The 15977-nt window shown below is 40.6% G+C and carries 11 protein-coding genes; 6 read left to right on the top strand and 5 right to left on the bottom strand.

All coding sequences use genetic code 11. The annotated features are described in order from the left end of the window. Positions 1-41: 41 nt before the first annotated feature. From ACEQ81_RS02580 to ACEQ81_RS02570, 3 genes are read left to right on the top strand one after another with little or no spacing between them, the layout of a single operon-like run. Positions 42-2318, top strand: coding sequence for a TIM-barrel domain-containing protein (locus ACEQ81_RS02580; protein ID WP_411029281.1), 2277 nt, complete (start codon positions 42-44; stop codon positions 2316-2318). A 33-nt stretch (positions 2319-2351) separates the two neighbouring features. Beyond that, positions 2352-5681 (top strand): VCBS repeat-containing protein, encoded by a 3330-nt coding sequence (locus ACEQ81_RS02575; RefSeq protein ID WP_411029280.1) that lies wholly within the window; start codon positions 2352-2354, stop codon positions 5679-5681. Between the two features lie 30 nt (positions 5682-5711). Continuing rightward, positions 5712-7022 (top strand): saccharopine dehydrogenase C-terminal domain-containing protein, encoded by a 1311-nt coding sequence (locus tag ACEQ81_RS02570; RefSeq protein WP_411029279.1) that lies wholly within the window; start codon positions 5712-5714, stop codon positions 7020-7022. Between the two features lie 16 nt (positions 7023-7038). On the opposite strand, the gene ACEQ81_RS02565 is transcribed toward ACEQ81_RS02570, so the two are convergent. The 4 genes from ACEQ81_RS02565 to ACEQ81_RS02550 form a co-directional block, all read right to left on the bottom strand. Then, complete coding sequence (locus ACEQ81_RS02565; protein WP_411029278.1) at positions 7039-7764, bottom strand: LytR/AlgR family response regulator transcription factor; 726 nt, start codon at positions 7762-7764, stop codon at positions 7039-7041. Positions 7765-7774: 10 nt separating this feature from the next. Then, entirely contained in the window at positions 7775-8797 is a 1023-nt protein-coding gene (locus ACEQ81_RS02560) for a sensor histidine kinase (protein ID WP_411029277.1), read from the bottom strand. A 7-nt stretch (positions 8798-8804) separates the two neighbouring features. Next, complete coding sequence (locus ACEQ81_RS02555; RefSeq protein ID WP_411029276.1) at positions 8805-9149, bottom strand: DUF4907 domain-containing protein; 345 nt, start codon at positions 9147-9149, stop codon at positions 8805-8807. Positions 9150-9224: 75 nt separating this feature from the next. After that, positions 9225-10220 carry a Kelch repeat-containing protein gene (locus tag ACEQ81_RS02550; RefSeq protein WP_411029275.1) on the bottom strand — a complete coding sequence of 332 codons (996 nt, stop codon included), beginning with the start codon at positions 10218-10220 and terminating at the stop codon, positions 9225-9227. 237 nt (positions 10221-10457) lie between these two features. Here ACEQ81_RS02550 and ACEQ81_RS02545 point away from each other — a divergent pair, with 237 nt between their 5' ends. Both ACEQ81_RS02545 and ACEQ81_RS02540 read left to right on the top strand, forming a co-directional pair. Then, positions 10458-11801 (top strand): DUF4270 family protein, encoded by a 1344-nt coding sequence (locus tag ACEQ81_RS02545; protein WP_411029274.1) that lies wholly within the window; start codon positions 10458-10460, stop codon positions 11799-11801. Continuing rightward, on the top strand, positions 11794-13041 hold the full coding sequence (locus tag ACEQ81_RS02540) for an OmpP1/FadL family transporter (protein ID WP_411029273.1): 1248 nt from the start codon (positions 11794-11796) through the stop codon (positions 13039-13041). Before ACEQ81_RS02545 ends, ACEQ81_RS02540 begins: the two co-directional genes overlap by 8 nt. Positions 13042-13331: 290 nt before the next feature. On the opposite strand, the gene ACEQ81_RS02535 is transcribed toward ACEQ81_RS02540, so the two are convergent. Next, positions 13332-14372: a substrate-binding domain-containing protein gene (locus ACEQ81_RS02535; RefSeq protein WP_411029272.1), complete on the bottom strand. Its 1041-nt coding sequence runs from the start codon at positions 14370-14372 to the stop codon at positions 13332-13334. Between the two features lie 213 nt (positions 14373-14585). On the opposite strand from ACEQ81_RS02535, the gene ACEQ81_RS02530 reads away from it, so the two are divergent. Beyond that, positions 14586-15974: a DUF1080 domain-containing protein gene (locus ACEQ81_RS02530; RefSeq protein ID WP_411029271.1), complete on the top strand. Its 1389-nt coding sequence runs from the start codon at positions 14586-14588 to the stop codon at positions 15972-15974. Positions 15975-15977: the final 3 nt, after the last annotated feature.

Raw genomic sequence — 15977 nt, 5'->3', positions numbered from 1 at the left:
CGACAATAATCAATACAATGATTCCTTTTAAAAAAGCAACTTTGATTTTAACAAGCACCGTACTCATTGGAGTTCTTGCTCTATCGTGTTCGGACAGGAAAAATGTCGACCGTATAAAATACGATGCCTATTCCACTAAAATTTATATAAGTGATTCCGTAGAGATTTCATTTTACACACCTACCATGTTCAGGTTTCGGATATCGAAGCTTGACAGCGTTAAATTCCCAAAAAAATACGAAATACCATTTTTAAATGGTCATCTGGAACCTTGGGAAAAAGTAACGTGCGAACTAAGGGAAGACCACGGTTCATACATCGTAGAAAGCTCTGATATTTCGCTGCACATAGATAAAAAAAATTTGGAATGGACAATTTTCTCCAAAGCTTCGGAAAAAATTTATCCCTCCGATGGCCCTATCAACGGAATGTTTAAGGATGGCTATGCTGTTTTTGACAATGCCAGTGCTTTTAACGAAACAAACCTCAACAGTAGATATACGCATTGGTTCTACAATCCTAAAACTAAGAACTATTCCGAAACCTTCATAGAAGACGATTTAATTTCGGATAAGTACTTTGTCTACGGACCGGATTATAATGCCCTATTTAAACAGGTTAATACCCTGATAGGACCAGAACCTTTACTTCCAAGAAAGGCATATGGGTTTTTTCAGACCCAACATCTCAGTTGTTCCGGAAATCAACAAGACTTTATGGATGTAGCCCTTAAGTTTAGAAGCAAGGATATTCCCTGTGATAATCTTATTCTAGATTTTGGCTGGGGCGATGCATGTAAGGGAGATAAGGAAATAACATGGGGTGGCAGTTTGGACTGGTCGGTAAATTATACGCAGCCCTTGTCGCCTCCAGAAATGATAGATTCCCTAAAACAACAAAATTATGGTTTAATGCTAATTCACCACAATGCACCCAATCACCCAAACAGGGTAAACCATGGATGGACGGAAACCTTGGTAGATGAAGATATCTGGTGGAAAAAATACAAGGAAAAATTGGATATGGGGATTGTTGGAACATGGCAAGATACCCGAAGAAATAATATTACGGATGCCGAGATATGGAACGGCACACAAAACTATATCAGTGATGATAATAGAGTAATGTTTTTAGGATGCCGGAGAATGCAAGAAACCAATCCATGGGGTGGAGAACTTACACAATTGCCAGTAAACGCCATGATAGGGCAGCGGCGTTATCCTTTCCGATGGGTAGGAGATTCGGATTTTACGTGGTCCGAGATGAAATGGCAAATAAACGCCATTACCAACACACATGGTGCCATGAAAGCAATGTCTTACCTTACCTGGGATGTATACGGTAAAACCCCGTTGATCCAAGCCCGTATGAACCAGTTTGTTGATTTTTTGGGGGTATCACGATCGCATAACCTAAAACCATGGTCGGTAAGCTCCGACATAAATCAATGGAAAGAACGCATTGTTATAGAACGCAGTTTGGTTAAGTCCAAAACCCAGGACAATGCGGACAGGTCCGCAGGGGAAAATGAATATACAGCGGAAAAAAGTATTAGACGCCACAGAAAATTAAGGTATCGACTTCTACCCTACATTTATTCCTTGGCGTATGAGAACTATCTAGAGGGAATGCCCATAACAAGGCCCATGCTGTTGCAGTACGGCCAAGATAACTCTTGCAACAAAAACCAGTGGCCGTATCAATATATGTTTGGCCAATCCTTGCTGGTAGCACCGGTCTATGATGATGTAAACGTGCATTCGGTCTACCTACCGCGGGGACATGGTTGGTACGACTATTGGTCCAAAACCAAGTACGACGGAGGGCAAGTCTTGAAATATGATGTAAGCGATCCTGATAAACTGCCACTGTTTGTGCCCGAAGGGGCCATATTAAGTTATGGAAAAGAGCGAAATTGGATAGTCCCAGGAGAGCAAGAGAGCACATTATGGTTGGAACTATATCCTGGAAAAACAGAAGAAATAGTTATTTATGAAGACGATGGACGTTCTATTAACTATCAAAAAGGAGAATATTCCAAAACTACAGTTAAGCAACAACCTGGGGAAGACAACCAATTAATACTTCAAATAGGTCCTGCCACAGGTCAGTTCAACAACAAACTAAAGAATAGAACATGGAAGCTTAGGGTATTAGATCCTTTAAATAAATACGGCTCAGCAGTTGTCAATGGTAATACAGTGCCCTTTGGAGTTGTTTCCCGAATCGATGCCACAGAATTGGCAAACGAAACTTTTTTTAAAGAAATATCCATAGATCTACCGTTGAATACACACTCAACGATTACTTTTAAGTGAGATTGCCCGCCATAGGAGCAGACCGATTGGAATATGAGGAAAGGAATTAAGATTTTAGCATTGTATGGGGTAAGTTGTTGTCTTTTTGCTATATCGTGCAAAGACGAAACTATAACTATGCCCAAAAATGAAGAAGTGGAGAACACCGTGTTGTTCACGGATGTCCCTTCTTCCCAGAGCGGAATCCATTTTGTAAATGAAATACCGGAGAGTAGTGCCATGAACAGTATGGTCTACGAGTATTTTTACAATGGGGGCGGGGTGGCAATAGGGGATATTGATAATGACGGATTGGCAGACATTTACCTTACCTCAAATCTTAAGGACAATAAACTCTATAGGAACAAGGGTGATTTTCAGTTTGAGGATATTACGGAGAAGGCCGGAGTAAAAGGTACATTTGGATGGACCACAGGAACAACCATGGCCGATGTAAATGCCGATGGTTGGTTAGACATCTACGTTTGTAAATCCGGGAAAGGAAAAGCTCAAAACAGGGAGAACCTTTTATTTCTGAACAATAAAAATGGCACCTTCACCGAAGTTGCCCAAGCATACAACCTTAATTTTTCGGGGTACAGTACCCAGGCCTCATTTTTTGACTATGATAAGGACGGCGATTTGGATATGTTTCTGTTAAACCACAACGTAACGCCCATCAATACCAACAACCCAGAGAATTTTAAGGAAGAAGAAAATGAGCTGTCCGGGGACCGATTGTATCGGAACGATTCTGGCAAATTTGTCAATGTTTCAAAAGAATCAGGGATAATCGGTAATTCCCTAGGTTTTGGGCTGGGGGTGTCTGTCGGCGATCTAAACCAAGACGGGTGGCCAGATATTTACGTGGCCAATGATTATGTGGAACAGGATTATTTATACTATAACAATGGTGATGGCACCTTTTCAGAGCAATTGAAAACTGCTATCCCCCATACCTCTAATTTTTCCATGGGGACCGATATGGCAGATTTCAATAATGACGGCCTTTTAGATATAATGTCCTTGGACATGGTAGCGGAAGATAATTATGGTATTAAGACCAGTATGAGTGGTATGGACCCCCAGGCATTTAACCATGCTGTGGACCATGGGTTTCATTATCAGTATATGTTCAATGCACTACAAATGAATCATGGAAATGGCACTTTTGGTGATATTGCACATCTAGCGGGCGTATCCAATACCGATTGGAGCTGGGGTCCGCTTTTTGGTGATTTCGATAACGATGGGCTTAAAGATATTGTCGTTACCAACGGATTAAAGCGAGATTTCAGAAACAACGATTTTAGAAAGTACAAACTAGAGCGTCTTGAGGAAGCCCAAAAAAATGGCGAAAAAATTCCAAAGGTCATAGAAGAATTGGTGCGGAAAACACCACAGAGAAAGACTAAGAATTATTTTTTTAAGAATAATGGCGACCTAACGTTTACAAATACCGGCAAAGCGTGGGGAATCTCAAAAAACACCTTTTCCAATGGTGCTGCCTATGGGGATTTGGACAACGATGGGGACTTAGACCTGATCATAAATAATGTTGATGAGGAAGCAACCGTTTTAAAAAACAATACCAAAAAGAACTACCTGCAATTTTGGTTTAAAGGAAGTTCTAAAAACCCGTTTGGGGTTGGGGTACGAGTTGAGGTCCAAGCGGAAAACAGTTCCCAATACGTTGAAAACTATCCAACACGCGGCTATCAGTCGGCAGTGGCACCTATCTTACATGTAGGGTTGGATACTCTGGTCATGGCCAAAACCATAAAGATCATTTGGCCCGATGGTAAAATGCAGTCGTTGAACAATGTTGCGGCCAATCAAAGGTTATTGGTGGATTACAAGAATGCTATCGCTCCCAAGGTAATGCCTAAGGAGGCTAATCGCCATACATTTAAGGACATTACAAAAGACTGGAGCATTTCTCATAAGCATGAGGAGAACCATTTTGACGATTTTAAAAAAGAAAGCTTGCTGCCCCATAAAATGTCCCAATTTGGCCCGGCTTTGGCTGTGGGCGATGTAAACAACGACGGGCTGGAAGACTTTTTTGTCGGCGGGGCAAAAGGATTTCCTGCGGCACTTTATTTACAAAACAGGGATAGGTCTTTTGTTTCTACCAATCTCATAACTTGGCACAACGATAAAGAATATGAGGATGTGGACGCTGTGTTTTTAGATGTGGACAATGACAAGGATTTGGATTTGTACGTAGTCAGTGGCGGTAACGAATGGCCAACAAATCACTTGCAATATAGAGATCGATTGTACATTAACAACAATGGGGTCTTCACTAGAGAAAATAAAAGATTGCCTAAATTGAATTTAAGCGGAAGCTGTGTAAAGCCTTTTGATTTTGACAAGGATGGCGATTTAGATCTTTTTGTTGGAAGTAGGCTCTTTCCTCAAAAATATCCACATTCAGAATCCAGTCGATTGTTGGAGAACGTAAACGGCATTTATACGGATGTTACAGATACTAAGGCCCCAGAAATGGAGGATTTGGGCATGGTCACCGATGCACTTTGGACAGATTTTGATACGGACGGACAAACGGATTTGATTGTGGTAGGGGAATGGACCAAAATAGTGTTTTTTAGAAACCAGAATGGAACTTTAATAAATGACCCGTCCATATTGTCCGAAACGCAAGGTTGGTGGAACAGCATTGAGGAAGAAGATATGGATAACGATGGCGATATGGATTATATTATTGGTAATCTTGGGCTAAATTACAAATACAAGGCCTCTGCCGAGGAGCCGTTTGAGGTATATTCCACTGATTTTGATGATAATGGCACAAATGATATTGTACTTGGCTATTACAACCAGGGAGATCTCTTCCCACTGCGCGGCAGGGAATGCTCTTCGCAACAAATGCCTTTTTTAAAGAAAAAGTTCCCAACCTACGACAGTTTTGGATCCGCTAATCTGGTCCAGGTCTACGGCCGGGAAAAGCTGCAAGAAGCCTTGCACTTGCAGGCCAATATATTCGCCTCCGTATATTTGGAAAATTTAGGGCACGGTACATTTACACTTCACATTTTACCCAATGAGGCCCAAACCTCCGCAATTAATGATATTTATGTGGACGATTTCGATGGTAATGGTTTTAAGGATATTCTTGTGGCGGGTAATTTATATCAATCTGAAGTAGAAACCCCAAGAAGCGATGCCAGTATTGGAATGCTTTTAAAAGGAAACGGCAACGCACAGTTTACCCCTGCCAGCTATGGCGAAAGCGGTTTTGCCCTGGACGGTGATGTTAAAAAGATACGTTCAATAACATTAGGGCCAAATGGGGACACCGCCATTTTGGTCGCAAGAAACGACAATGATTTAAAGCTAATTGCTTTATCAATCCACTAGTTCTAAAAGAGTCACAATCCAAATTACACGATGAAAAAAATCCTGATTTTAGGTGCCGGAATGGTAGTTAAACCCATGGCCCATTATTTACTGGACAATAATTATGCAGTAACCTTGGCCAGTCGCACAAAAGAAAAGGCGGAAAAGGTTTTGAAAGGATATACAAATGGTGAGGCCATTTCTTGGACCATGGATGAAATCGATATTCTGGATCAGCTCATAAAGGAGCACGATATTATCGTAAGCCTGCTCCCATATACCTACCATGTGGCCATTGCAGAAAAATGCATTGCCCATAAAAAGAACATGCTTACAACCTCTTATGTTTCCCAGGAAATGGCTGAATTGAACACTTCCGCTAAAAATGCCGGAATCCTTATTTTAAATGAGTTGGGCGTAGATCCCGGATATGACCATATGACGGCAATGGAGATTATAGACAGGGTACATGCGGAGGAGGGTAAAATTGATGAGTTTTATTCTTTGTGCGGTGCGCTTTGTGCCCCGGAGGCATCTAACAACCCATTTCGATATAAATTTTCTTGGTCTCCGAAAGGCGTGGTTATGGCAAGCAACAATGGGGCACAGTTCTTAAAAAATGGAAAAGTGGTAAACTTGGACACGACAGATTTATTCAAGGATCCATTAATGATAGATTTTCCCGAGGTCGAAAGCATGTACGTTTATCCCAATCGCGATTCGCTTGCCTATATAGATCTCTATGGAATCCCTGAAGTTACTACAATGTACAGGGGGACTTTTCGATATGAAAACTGGTGCGAAGCGCTAGATCTTCTTAAAGCATTAAAATTAACGGACTATGGCCAGTTGAACCTTAAAGGGAAAACATTTGCGCAGGTCACCGCCGAGTTAAACAACCTCAATGCCCATACTTTAAAGGAGGATATTAAGGAAAGGTTTAATATTGATGATGAACACCAAGGATTAAAAGCTATCGAATGGTTGGGGGTGTTGGATGCAGGCCCTGTTCATCTAGAACAAGGCTCGGCATTTGACCTAACCTCCGATTTAATGGTGCATAAAATGATGATGGAAGATTCGGAAAGGGATATGGTTCTTATGCAACATACTTTTCGCGTTACCCGGGCAAACGGCCAAAAGGAAAACATTGTTTCCAGAATGCTAAATTACGGGAACCAAGACTATACTGCCATAGCCCGTACGGTGGCATTGCCAGCTGCTATTGGCGTAAAGATGATCCTGGAAGGAAAAATTAATGAGAAAGGGGTCCAAATCCCGATTAAAAAAACTATCTATACCCCTATTCTCGCCGAATTGAAGAAATTGGGTATATCCATGATGGAGACCATAGAAAATTAAGGTAAAAAAGAACTTTCTATAGGCCCAAAATGGAAAAGAAATGCGCCTTGTAACTTTCCCCGATAGGGATGCGAATGTCATTGATCACAATTCTGTTTCGTTGTACTGTTTTTATATACTCAACATTGACGATATAAGATTTATGAACCCGTAAGAACTGATTTACGGGAAGCCTGTCCAGCATTTCCTTAAAACTCATAAGGGTAAGGATGGTACTGTTCTTATTGGCGATATGAATTTTTAAATAGTCTTTAAGACCTTGTATATATTCAATATCGTCTAAATTAATTTTGATGCTCTCGTATTCCGCTTTTACAAAAATGTATTTTTGGGCATCATTGGATTCCCCAACCGAGGAAAAAACATTGGCCTCTACTTGTCGCTCTTTATGGGTACAGAGTTCCTTGGCCCGGGATACTGCCTTTATAAAACGGTTATACGGGATAGGTTTCACCAGGTAATCGGCCGCATTTAGGTCAAATCCCTCCACAGCATATTGAGAATAGGCGGTGGTAAAAATAAACAACGGCCTATTGTCCAGTGAACGGATAAAATCTAAACCGCTGATTTGCGGCATTTCAATATCGCAGAAGATAAGATCGACCTTTTTTTCTTTTATTATCCCAATGGCTTCCAAGGGATTTGTAAAGGTTCCTACCACGGTCATGAAATCAACTTTCCCGCAAAAATCTTCCAATACTTCTATAGCCAAGGGCTCATCGTCAATAATTATACATTTCATAGGCTTGGTTTTATTGTCGTAAGGTTAAATCTACTGAGTAGGTTTTCTCATCATTTTTTACGATCAACTCATGGGCGAACGGATATAATAACTCCAATCGGTTCCTAACATTTTTTAGACCTACCCCAGAATTTTTCGAGGGCTCTTTATATACCCCCACTTTGTTTACCACTGTTATATGAATAGACTCATTACTTATGAAAAGGTTTATTTTAACGTCTGTTTTGCCTTCGTAATCCGTGCCATATTTAAAAGCATTCTCAATGAAGGAAATAAAAAGCAAGGGAGGTATTGTCTTGTCTTTTTCCTGCCCGGAAATATTTAGGGTTACATTTTCACTGTCCGAAAGCCTTAACCGCTGTAATTGCACATAGCTCTTGATATACTCCAGTTCCTTGGCCAATGGCACCACATCTTTATCCGCTTCGTATAGCATATAGCGCATTAGCTCCGACAGATTTACGATAGCTTGTGAAGTATCCGGGGACTTCTTAACGGAAAGGGCATATATTGCATTAAGGGAATTGAACAAAAAGTGTGGATTTAATTGGGTTTTTAAAAACTGCAACTCCGAATATACTTTTTCGTTTTCTACTATTTTTCTGAGGTTTTCATTTTTTTTCCATTCCATATATATTCTAAGCAATGTGCCAATTGTATAAGGAATGGCCATAACGACCATGGAAATGAAGAGGCGCATATACCAAAGGTTCTTTCCCCCAAACGGCCTTCTAATGTGGGGAGCTTCCGGAAAGGTTGGAGAAACCGATATATTTATCGCAAATGTTATAAGTATGATCAGCAAAACCGATACCAAGAGGTAATGGCTAATACTTTTTTTCATTAATAATTTTGGGACCAAATAAAAGAAATTGATGTAAAACAAAACCGTGGCTGTCAATAATCTTGCCACCAGATCTGTAGGTAAGACCCTTAACTGTAACATTGCAGGATAGAGCCATAGCGCATAGAACAAAGACCAAAAAAAGATATGGATCAATAACTGCACTACGGATTTCTGAAAAGTTACCATTATTAAGCTATTGAGGCATCAAGATAGTAATATTTAGATCGTTGAGTTCTTGGGCCGATATTGCCGGACTTTTGCCTTTCAGCAGTTTATATTTTACTAACTCGGCCACCAATTGTGCATCCTTGCGGGATACAAAATGTCGAATTCCTACTGCTGCGGGAATATACTTCTGTTCGATAAGTAGGCTGTCCCCATTTAAAATTTGGTAGCCATAGCCATTATTGACTTTAATGATATTGGTTACTATTGTTGATTCTGGATGACGACCCTCTTTCTCCCAGAGATAAAGCATTCCAATAAGGATTAAGGTAATCAATATTAGAATTGCGCTTGTCTTTTGTATCGATTTCATAGCTGTTTTTTTGGAAAGGGGCCTTCTTTTACAAAAGCCCCATTCGCACAATAAAAGCATCAATTAAAAAACCCATTAGTCTTCTTCATCGTACTCGCTAAACGGAAAAAATTCGTCCAGATCGTCCAGATATAGGCTGCCGGTCCTCCCGAGCCCTACAAATGCCTTGGAGGTGCTGGCAAATGCGATGGCATCTTGCCGGGTGGCCCCTTCAAAACCGGTTTTAGCCTCCCATGTGTCGGTCGCCGGGTCATACTCCCAAACAGAATTTGTAGGGCCACTTCGTTCGCCACAAGCAATATAACCATATCCGTTAAGGGCAAAACCTACGGCATTACTTCTAACAATCTGATAATCGTCGTCATCATCCAAATCCAATAATTTTGTCCAACTTTCGGAGGAAGGGTCAAATACCCAAAAATCATCCAAATAAGTGCCGTTGGAAACCCCTGTTCCCAAGTATACTTTGTTATCGAGTATAAAGGTAGTAGCGGCTCGCCTTTTGTTTCCGCCAAAACCCATCAACTCTGTCCAAGTGTCCGAAGCGGGGTCGTACCTCCAAAAATCCTTACGATCGTTTTCACCATCGAAGCCCGTACCAAAATATCCAAATCCGTTAATACCAAAAGCTATGGCATTTCTTCGTGGAGAAGCAGGGCAGGGTGTTATTTCCGTCCAGGTGTTTTGGGTGGGATCATAGGAATAAAAGTCGTTCAATTCGTCCACGCCATCATAACCAGATCCAATATATCCTTTGCCGTTTACTTCAAAACCTACCGCTGCGTTTCTAGGTGTTCCGGGAAAATCCGCCTTTTGGGACCAGAAATCACCATCTATATCATATGACCAGGTTGAAACAAGATAATCGTCCCCATCATAACCCGTTCCGATATATCCAAAATTGTCTATCGTAAAACCCGAAATACTGCTCCGGGGGCTACCATCGAACACCGATCTATTGATCCAGTTGCCCAGATCTTCATCTTCTTCATCGCTAGAGCAACCGGTCATGAACAAAAGCGACGTGCCAATAAGCGATACAATTTTTAAGTTGTCTGTAATCCGTTTCATATTTATAGTTGTTGATATGATTTAAATTTTCCCCGAAACTATGGTTCATCTTACCACAGTAGAAACTAAATATATCAAACAGGGCTTTTAACGTATCAATGGGCCGTTTTGATCTACGAACGCTGTTTAAATTTTAGTCGTGAAAATTTTTGGGTTGGTCTTAAAAGAATCCGCATTGGTCTATTCCCGTGTAGATGCCTGTATTTGCGTTCTACTTTTGCCTCAAAACAACTGAAGATGAAAACTAACTTACAACTATGGTGGCCTCTTTTGGCAATGTCCATAATCATCGCACTTCTTTCCTGTAGTGAAGAAGACCTCAATGATTCTAATTTTGAGGCAGGGGACACGTTTACCGATAGCAATATTAGGTTGGTGTTTATAGATACGCTAACGGTGGCCACATCTACCATGAAGTTTGATAGCATCATAACCTCCCGGTCCTTAAGAATGTTGGTGGGAAAATATACCGATCCCGTTTTTGGCACGGTGCGCTGCGAAAGTTACATGGAATTGTTGCCTTCTGAATATAGTATTGATGCGGAGGCGGAGTACGACAGTATTGTACTTGGTTTAGGGTTCGACAGATATTTTTACAACGATACGCTACAATCCAATACCATTCATGTTAAGCAACTTGATCAAAGACTTAGGCCCCCTAGTGGAGAAGATTTTTTCAACACCAGCGTTGTATCTTATAAAACCGAGGATTTAGGAATGCTGACCTTCACCCCAAGACCTTTGGGGACGGATTCCCTAACGATTAAACTCTCCGATGACCTTGGTATGGAATTCTTTACAAGGTTGCAGAACAAAACAATCAACAGTGATGATGAATTTAGGGAATATTTTAAGGGAATAACGGTTCAACCGGACGAAGCGGACGATGGTGCCATAATAGGATTCTCCACCTCATCGTCAAAAAGCTACGTGCGCCTTTATTTCAGCACTCCGGAAGAGAATGAACGAGTGCAAGAATACCTGGACATTGATATAAGCATCACTGGATCACCATTGCCTTTCTTTAATCGGGTTACCGCTGAAGAGCCCAACGAATACCTAAATCTTCTTACGGACCAGGAAATAAATCTGATGAGTGCGGATTCGGAAAACCAAAGTTATATTCAATCCGGTATAGGAATCGCTACTCGTATTCAATTCCCCCACATTAAGAAAATATATGATATTCCGGGTGATGGGGCCATTTTGGATGCCATATTGAAAATAAGCCCTGCGCCCCAAACATACGGTGATGAACTTAAATTAAAGGACAGCTTGTCAGTTTTCATCGTAGACCAAAACAACATTTTAACGGCACAGTTGTTCATTGGTCAGCAAGTCCCCGTAATAGCGTTATTAAATAGGGAGAACCAGGAGTTCAATGACATTTACTATGAAGTGCCTTTGGGTAGCTATATAGAAAAGTTGTTTCTGGCAGAAAGAGATACAGGAGAGGCGCTTATTCTATTACCAGAAGATTACGACGCCACGGTAGATCGCTTTGTACTGAACGGGGATGACCGCACCCAATATAAAACCACTTTAGAATTGCTTTACGCTATTTATGATGAAGATGAATAAAAGACCATTGTTGCTTTTTACCGGTTTAATATTTAACGTACTTAGCGGATTGGCGCAGGCCGAAGCGTTGACAAGCTCTCCCTACTCCTTGTACGGTTTGGGCGTTATTAACCAAACAGGAATCGGAAAATCAAATGGATTGGGCCATACCGGTATTGGGTTGAAGACCCATACAGAGATCAACAATTTAAATCCGGCGAACTATGCATTGATTCCGGCGAACTCGTTTTTCTATGACGTTGGTCTTAAGGGAGAATATAACAGCTATAGTAATTCTGCCAATGGTGAGACAAAGCAAAATCTTAACTTCTCTAATCTGGCAATAGCATTTCGCATTTCGGAGGGATTGGGAGCTGGCGTTACCATGGTGCCATATAGCAATGTAGGGTATTCCCTTATTGGTATTCGAAGCAATGTTGAAGGATCTGAACAAACGTTCGAGAGCAACGTAAGCGGTCTGGGAGGATTGAACGACCTTCGAATAAACCTTGGCTATGAAGTTATAGATGGACTAAGACTAGGATTCAGTGCCTCCCTTTTGTTCGGAAGTATTTCGGAAGACGAATCCTTTGAATTGGGCAACAGCACATTTCAATCTACGGAAACTACCAATTACAATGGCCTGCGGTTGGGCTTTGGTATGCAATACGACCTTTTAAAAAATGTTACGATCGGTAGTACAATACAATTGCCTTCAAGTTTGGGGGGGACTCTAGAGCGCACTGTGGTCAAAAGCTTGTTTGATCTGGATACTACTGTGGAAGACAATGAGAGTGATGAAGCGGCCAATTTTGAGATGCCCTTGGAACTAGGCTTTGGGATAAGTGCCAAACTCTATGATTCGTGGACGGTCAGCGCAGATTATAAAAAGAACTATTGGAACGCTACAGGACAGCAGGAAAATATAGGGGACTATGCCGATCAGGATATTTATGCCATTGGCCTAGAATACTTAAAAGATGCCAAAAGCTTTAAATATAAAGATCGAATCCGTTATAGGGCGGGTTTTAACTACGACAACGGATATTTGGATATCGGCGATACAAAAATAGATGGTTTTGGCTTTACTACGGGGATAGGTATTCCTATGAGAGCAGGAACCAATTCGTTACTTAATCTGTCGTATGGTTACGGTTCCAGAGGACAAATTCAAAATGTCCTGATCCAGGAAAATTACCATATGATAACTTTAAACCTGAGCCTGGAAGATTTGTGGTTCAAAAAACGAAAGATCAACTGAACAGGAAGAATTTCTCGTGAGGTAAAAAAGCTACCTAATTGTTTGGTTTTTCTTTTCGTTAAGCCATGTTCATTTAGCTTGCGCGGAGTAAGGTTACCGAAATAGCTTTATCTTAAAAAGGATCGTTTAGGTAAGGATTGATGTGAAGGAGGTTCAAATCCCAGTTCAAAAATCGATTTACGCCCCTATACTTGAGGAATTAAAGAAGTTGGGTATATCCATGACGGAAATCGTTAAAAAAAGCAACGAAGAACATAGCGTTTCGGGGGCCTAAATTAGAAAAAAAATTTCTAAGTATAAGAAACGTTTTCCTTGGTCAAGATTTCCATTGGAGAATAAATTTTAGATGCCGGAAGTTTTTTTTCGGTAAGGTACCCTGTCATTACTTTTATGGCATTATAACCTTGCTCATAGGGTTTTTGAGAAATAAGAAAAGCTACTTCCCCGGCTTTTAAATGGTTTACATTTTGCTCGGTGCCATCGAAGCCAATGAGCGATAATCCATTTTTATCCATTTGCTGCAGGGCTTTTGCAAATATTGAAACTCTGCTGCTGGGCACAAAAATTCCTTTTATGCTAGGGTTTTTGGTAAGGATAGACCTTAGCTTTTCCATTACTTCATTCGCATTGTTTAGATTAATAATATTGGCTTTTATACAGTTTATGTCAAGCTTGTTTTCCGAAAAGTAATCCGCAAAACCCGCAATTCGCTTAGAAAAAGAATGGTTGTTGTCTATATTGGCCCTTGTCTGTATAATTAGCACGGAAGCACGGGGATTTATACATAAGCACATCAGTTTTCCGGCCAAATAACCACTCATATAAGAGTCTTGTCCAATAAAGGAGATGTTGTTAAAACCTTCTAAATCTATATTGAAAAAAATATAGGGGATACCTTTTTCTTCAAGTTCTGATACAATTTGACGGGTTTCCATTTGAAAGGTCGGTACAATTACAACGCCATCCGGTTCGGTGGCCAGCAGCGCTTCAAACTGTTTTTGGTAAGATGATATCATAAATTGATCAAAAGGAAAGTTTTGCACCGCTACCCCAAAGATGCCCACCTCCTCCTGTGCTTTGTTTATTCCTTGTAGAGGAGCTTTCCAAAAAACATTCTCGGAATCAAATTCTGGAATCAAAGTGGCAATCTTAATTGTTTTGTTCAATGCCAGGGACCTGCCAATAGCGTTAATTTTAAAATCATTCTTTTTAAGGATCCGTTTTACTTTCTCTTCGGTCTTTTTGGAAACACCGCCCCTGTTATGAAGCACCCGGTCTATAGTACCTGTGGACACTTGTGCCTCTTCTGCGATATCTTTAATTGTTTTCACGCTCAATCCTGTTTCGATATTATAAATATAAAAGTTTTAGTGTACGCACACGAATTATTCATAATTAAATGAATAAACACCATTTAATAGAAAATATTTTTTAGTTTTGTGTACGCACACGATATAATATTTACGGGGCTTTTTCATATTTGTTGGCCCTGAGAAATGGGCTAAACATCTTTAAATAAAATTTATAACTAAAATTGGGCATAAATGAAGCTAAGAACACGGATGGGCACTAGCAAAATACAGGCATTACTTTTCCTGTTTATTTTGACTAGCTGTATGGAAACAAAGAAAGACGAGACGCCATGGGAGACGCTATTTGACGGCAAGACCTTTAATGGGTGGTCTGTAAAAGGGGGTAATGCCCCATATGAAATAAGAAATAACAGCATAGTTGGTAAAACAATAAAGAATACTCCCAACACTTTTCTGTGCTCTAATAAAATGTATGGGGATTTTATTTTGGAGCTAGATTACAAGGTAGACTCCACAATGAATTCGGGAATTCAAATACGCAGCAATAGCCTACCCCATTATTTGGATGGAAGGGTACATGGCTATCAAGTAGAAATAGATCCTTCGGAACGGGCATGGAGCGCGGGCATTTATGATGAGTCTAGAAGAGGTTGGCTAAACCCTTTGACGGATAATCAGGAAGCACAAAAAGCGTTTAAGCAGAACGAGTGGAACCATTATCGGATAGAAGCCATAGGAGACACTATAAAAACCTGGATCAACCAAGTGCCAGCAGCATTTTTAATAGATGATAAGACGGCTAGCGGGTTTATTGGTTTGCAGGTGCATAGTATCGGAGAAGATAAAAAAGAAGGCACGGAAATCATTTGGAAAAATATTAGAATACTAACTGGGGAGCTGTCCAAATACTCAAGAAAATCGCCGCTAACCCCTATAGTTACTAAAAACAAGTTAACCATAGATGAAAAGAAAAATGGCTGGCAATTATTGTGGGATGGAGAAACCATAGCGGGTTGGCGAGGTGCCAAATTGGACGAATTTCCTGAGCAGGGTTGGGAAATTACCCAGGGAGAACTTACTGTTTTATCTTCGGGAGGCGAAGAATCCACAGCAGGAGGGGATATTGTCACCAAAGAATTGTTTGGGGATTTTGAACTTAAGGTCGATTTTAAAATTACCAAAGGCGCCAATAGCGGCATTAAATATTATGTGGACACCGATCTCAATAAAGGCCCAGGTTCTTCCATAGGGTTGGAATATCAGATATTGGACGACGCGGTACACCCCGATGCTAAATTGGGAAATCATGACGGGAGCAGAACAGTTGCATCACTTTATGATTTAATTATGGCCAACCCCAACAAACCGATGAATCCGGTAGGGGAATGGAACAGTGCCCATATTGTTTCCAAGGATAATCATGTAGAACATTGGTTAAACGGTATGAAGGTGCTAGAATACGAACGAAAGAGTGAAGACTATCTAAAGTTGGTATCCGAAAGTAAATATGCCAAATGGCCAAATTTTGGCGAGGGAAATAAAGGTCATATCCTACTGCAAGATCATGGAGATAGGGTTTCCTTTAAAAATATCAAGATAAAATCAATTATAAAAGAATAACCA

The sequence above is a fragment of the Spongiimicrobium sp. 3-5 genome, from assembly GCF_046557915.1.
Taxonomy (GTDB): Bacteria; Bacteroidota; Bacteroidia; order Flavobacteriales; family Flavobacteriaceae; genus JBHEBG01.
Note: the sequence above shows the minus strand (reverse complement) of the source record. Positions and strands in the feature narration are given on the sequence as shown.

Excerpts from the sequence above, each read along its gene's own strand:
- ACEQ81_RS02540 (WP_411029273.1), top strand. The coding sequence starts at position 11,794 with ATGAATAAAAGACCATTGTTGCTTTTTACCGGTTTAATATTTAACGTA.
- ACEQ81_RS02565 (WP_411029278.1), bottom strand. The coding sequence starts at position 7,764 with ATGAAATGTATAATTATTGACGATGAGCCCTTGGCTATAGAAGTATTG.
- ACEQ81_RS02545 (WP_411029274.1), top strand. The coding sequence starts at position 10,458 with ATGAAAACTAACTTACAACTATGGTGGCCTCTTTTGGCAATGTCCATA.
- ACEQ81_RS02570 (WP_411029279.1), top strand. The coding sequence starts at position 5,712 with ATGAAAAAAATCCTGATTTTAGGTGCCGGAATGGTAGTTAAACCCATG.
- ACEQ81_RS02530 (WP_411029271.1), top strand. The coding sequence starts at position 14,586 with ATGAAGCTAAGAACACGGATGGGCACTAGCAAAATACAGGCATTACTT.
- ACEQ81_RS02555 (WP_411029276.1), bottom strand. The coding sequence starts at position 9,149 with ATGAAATCGATACAAAAGACAAGCGCAATTCTAATATTGATTACCTTA.
- ACEQ81_RS02575 (WP_411029280.1), top strand. The coding sequence starts at position 2,352 with ATGAGGAAAGGAATTAAGATTTTAGCATTGTATGGGGTAAGTTGTTGT.
- ACEQ81_RS02550 (WP_411029275.1), bottom strand. The coding sequence starts at position 10,220 with ATGAAACGGATTACAGACAACTTAAAAATTGTATCGCTTATTGGCACG.
- ACEQ81_RS02560 (WP_411029277.1), bottom strand. The coding sequence starts at position 8,797 with ATGGTAACTTTTCAGAAATCCGTAGTGCAGTTATTGATCCATATCTTT.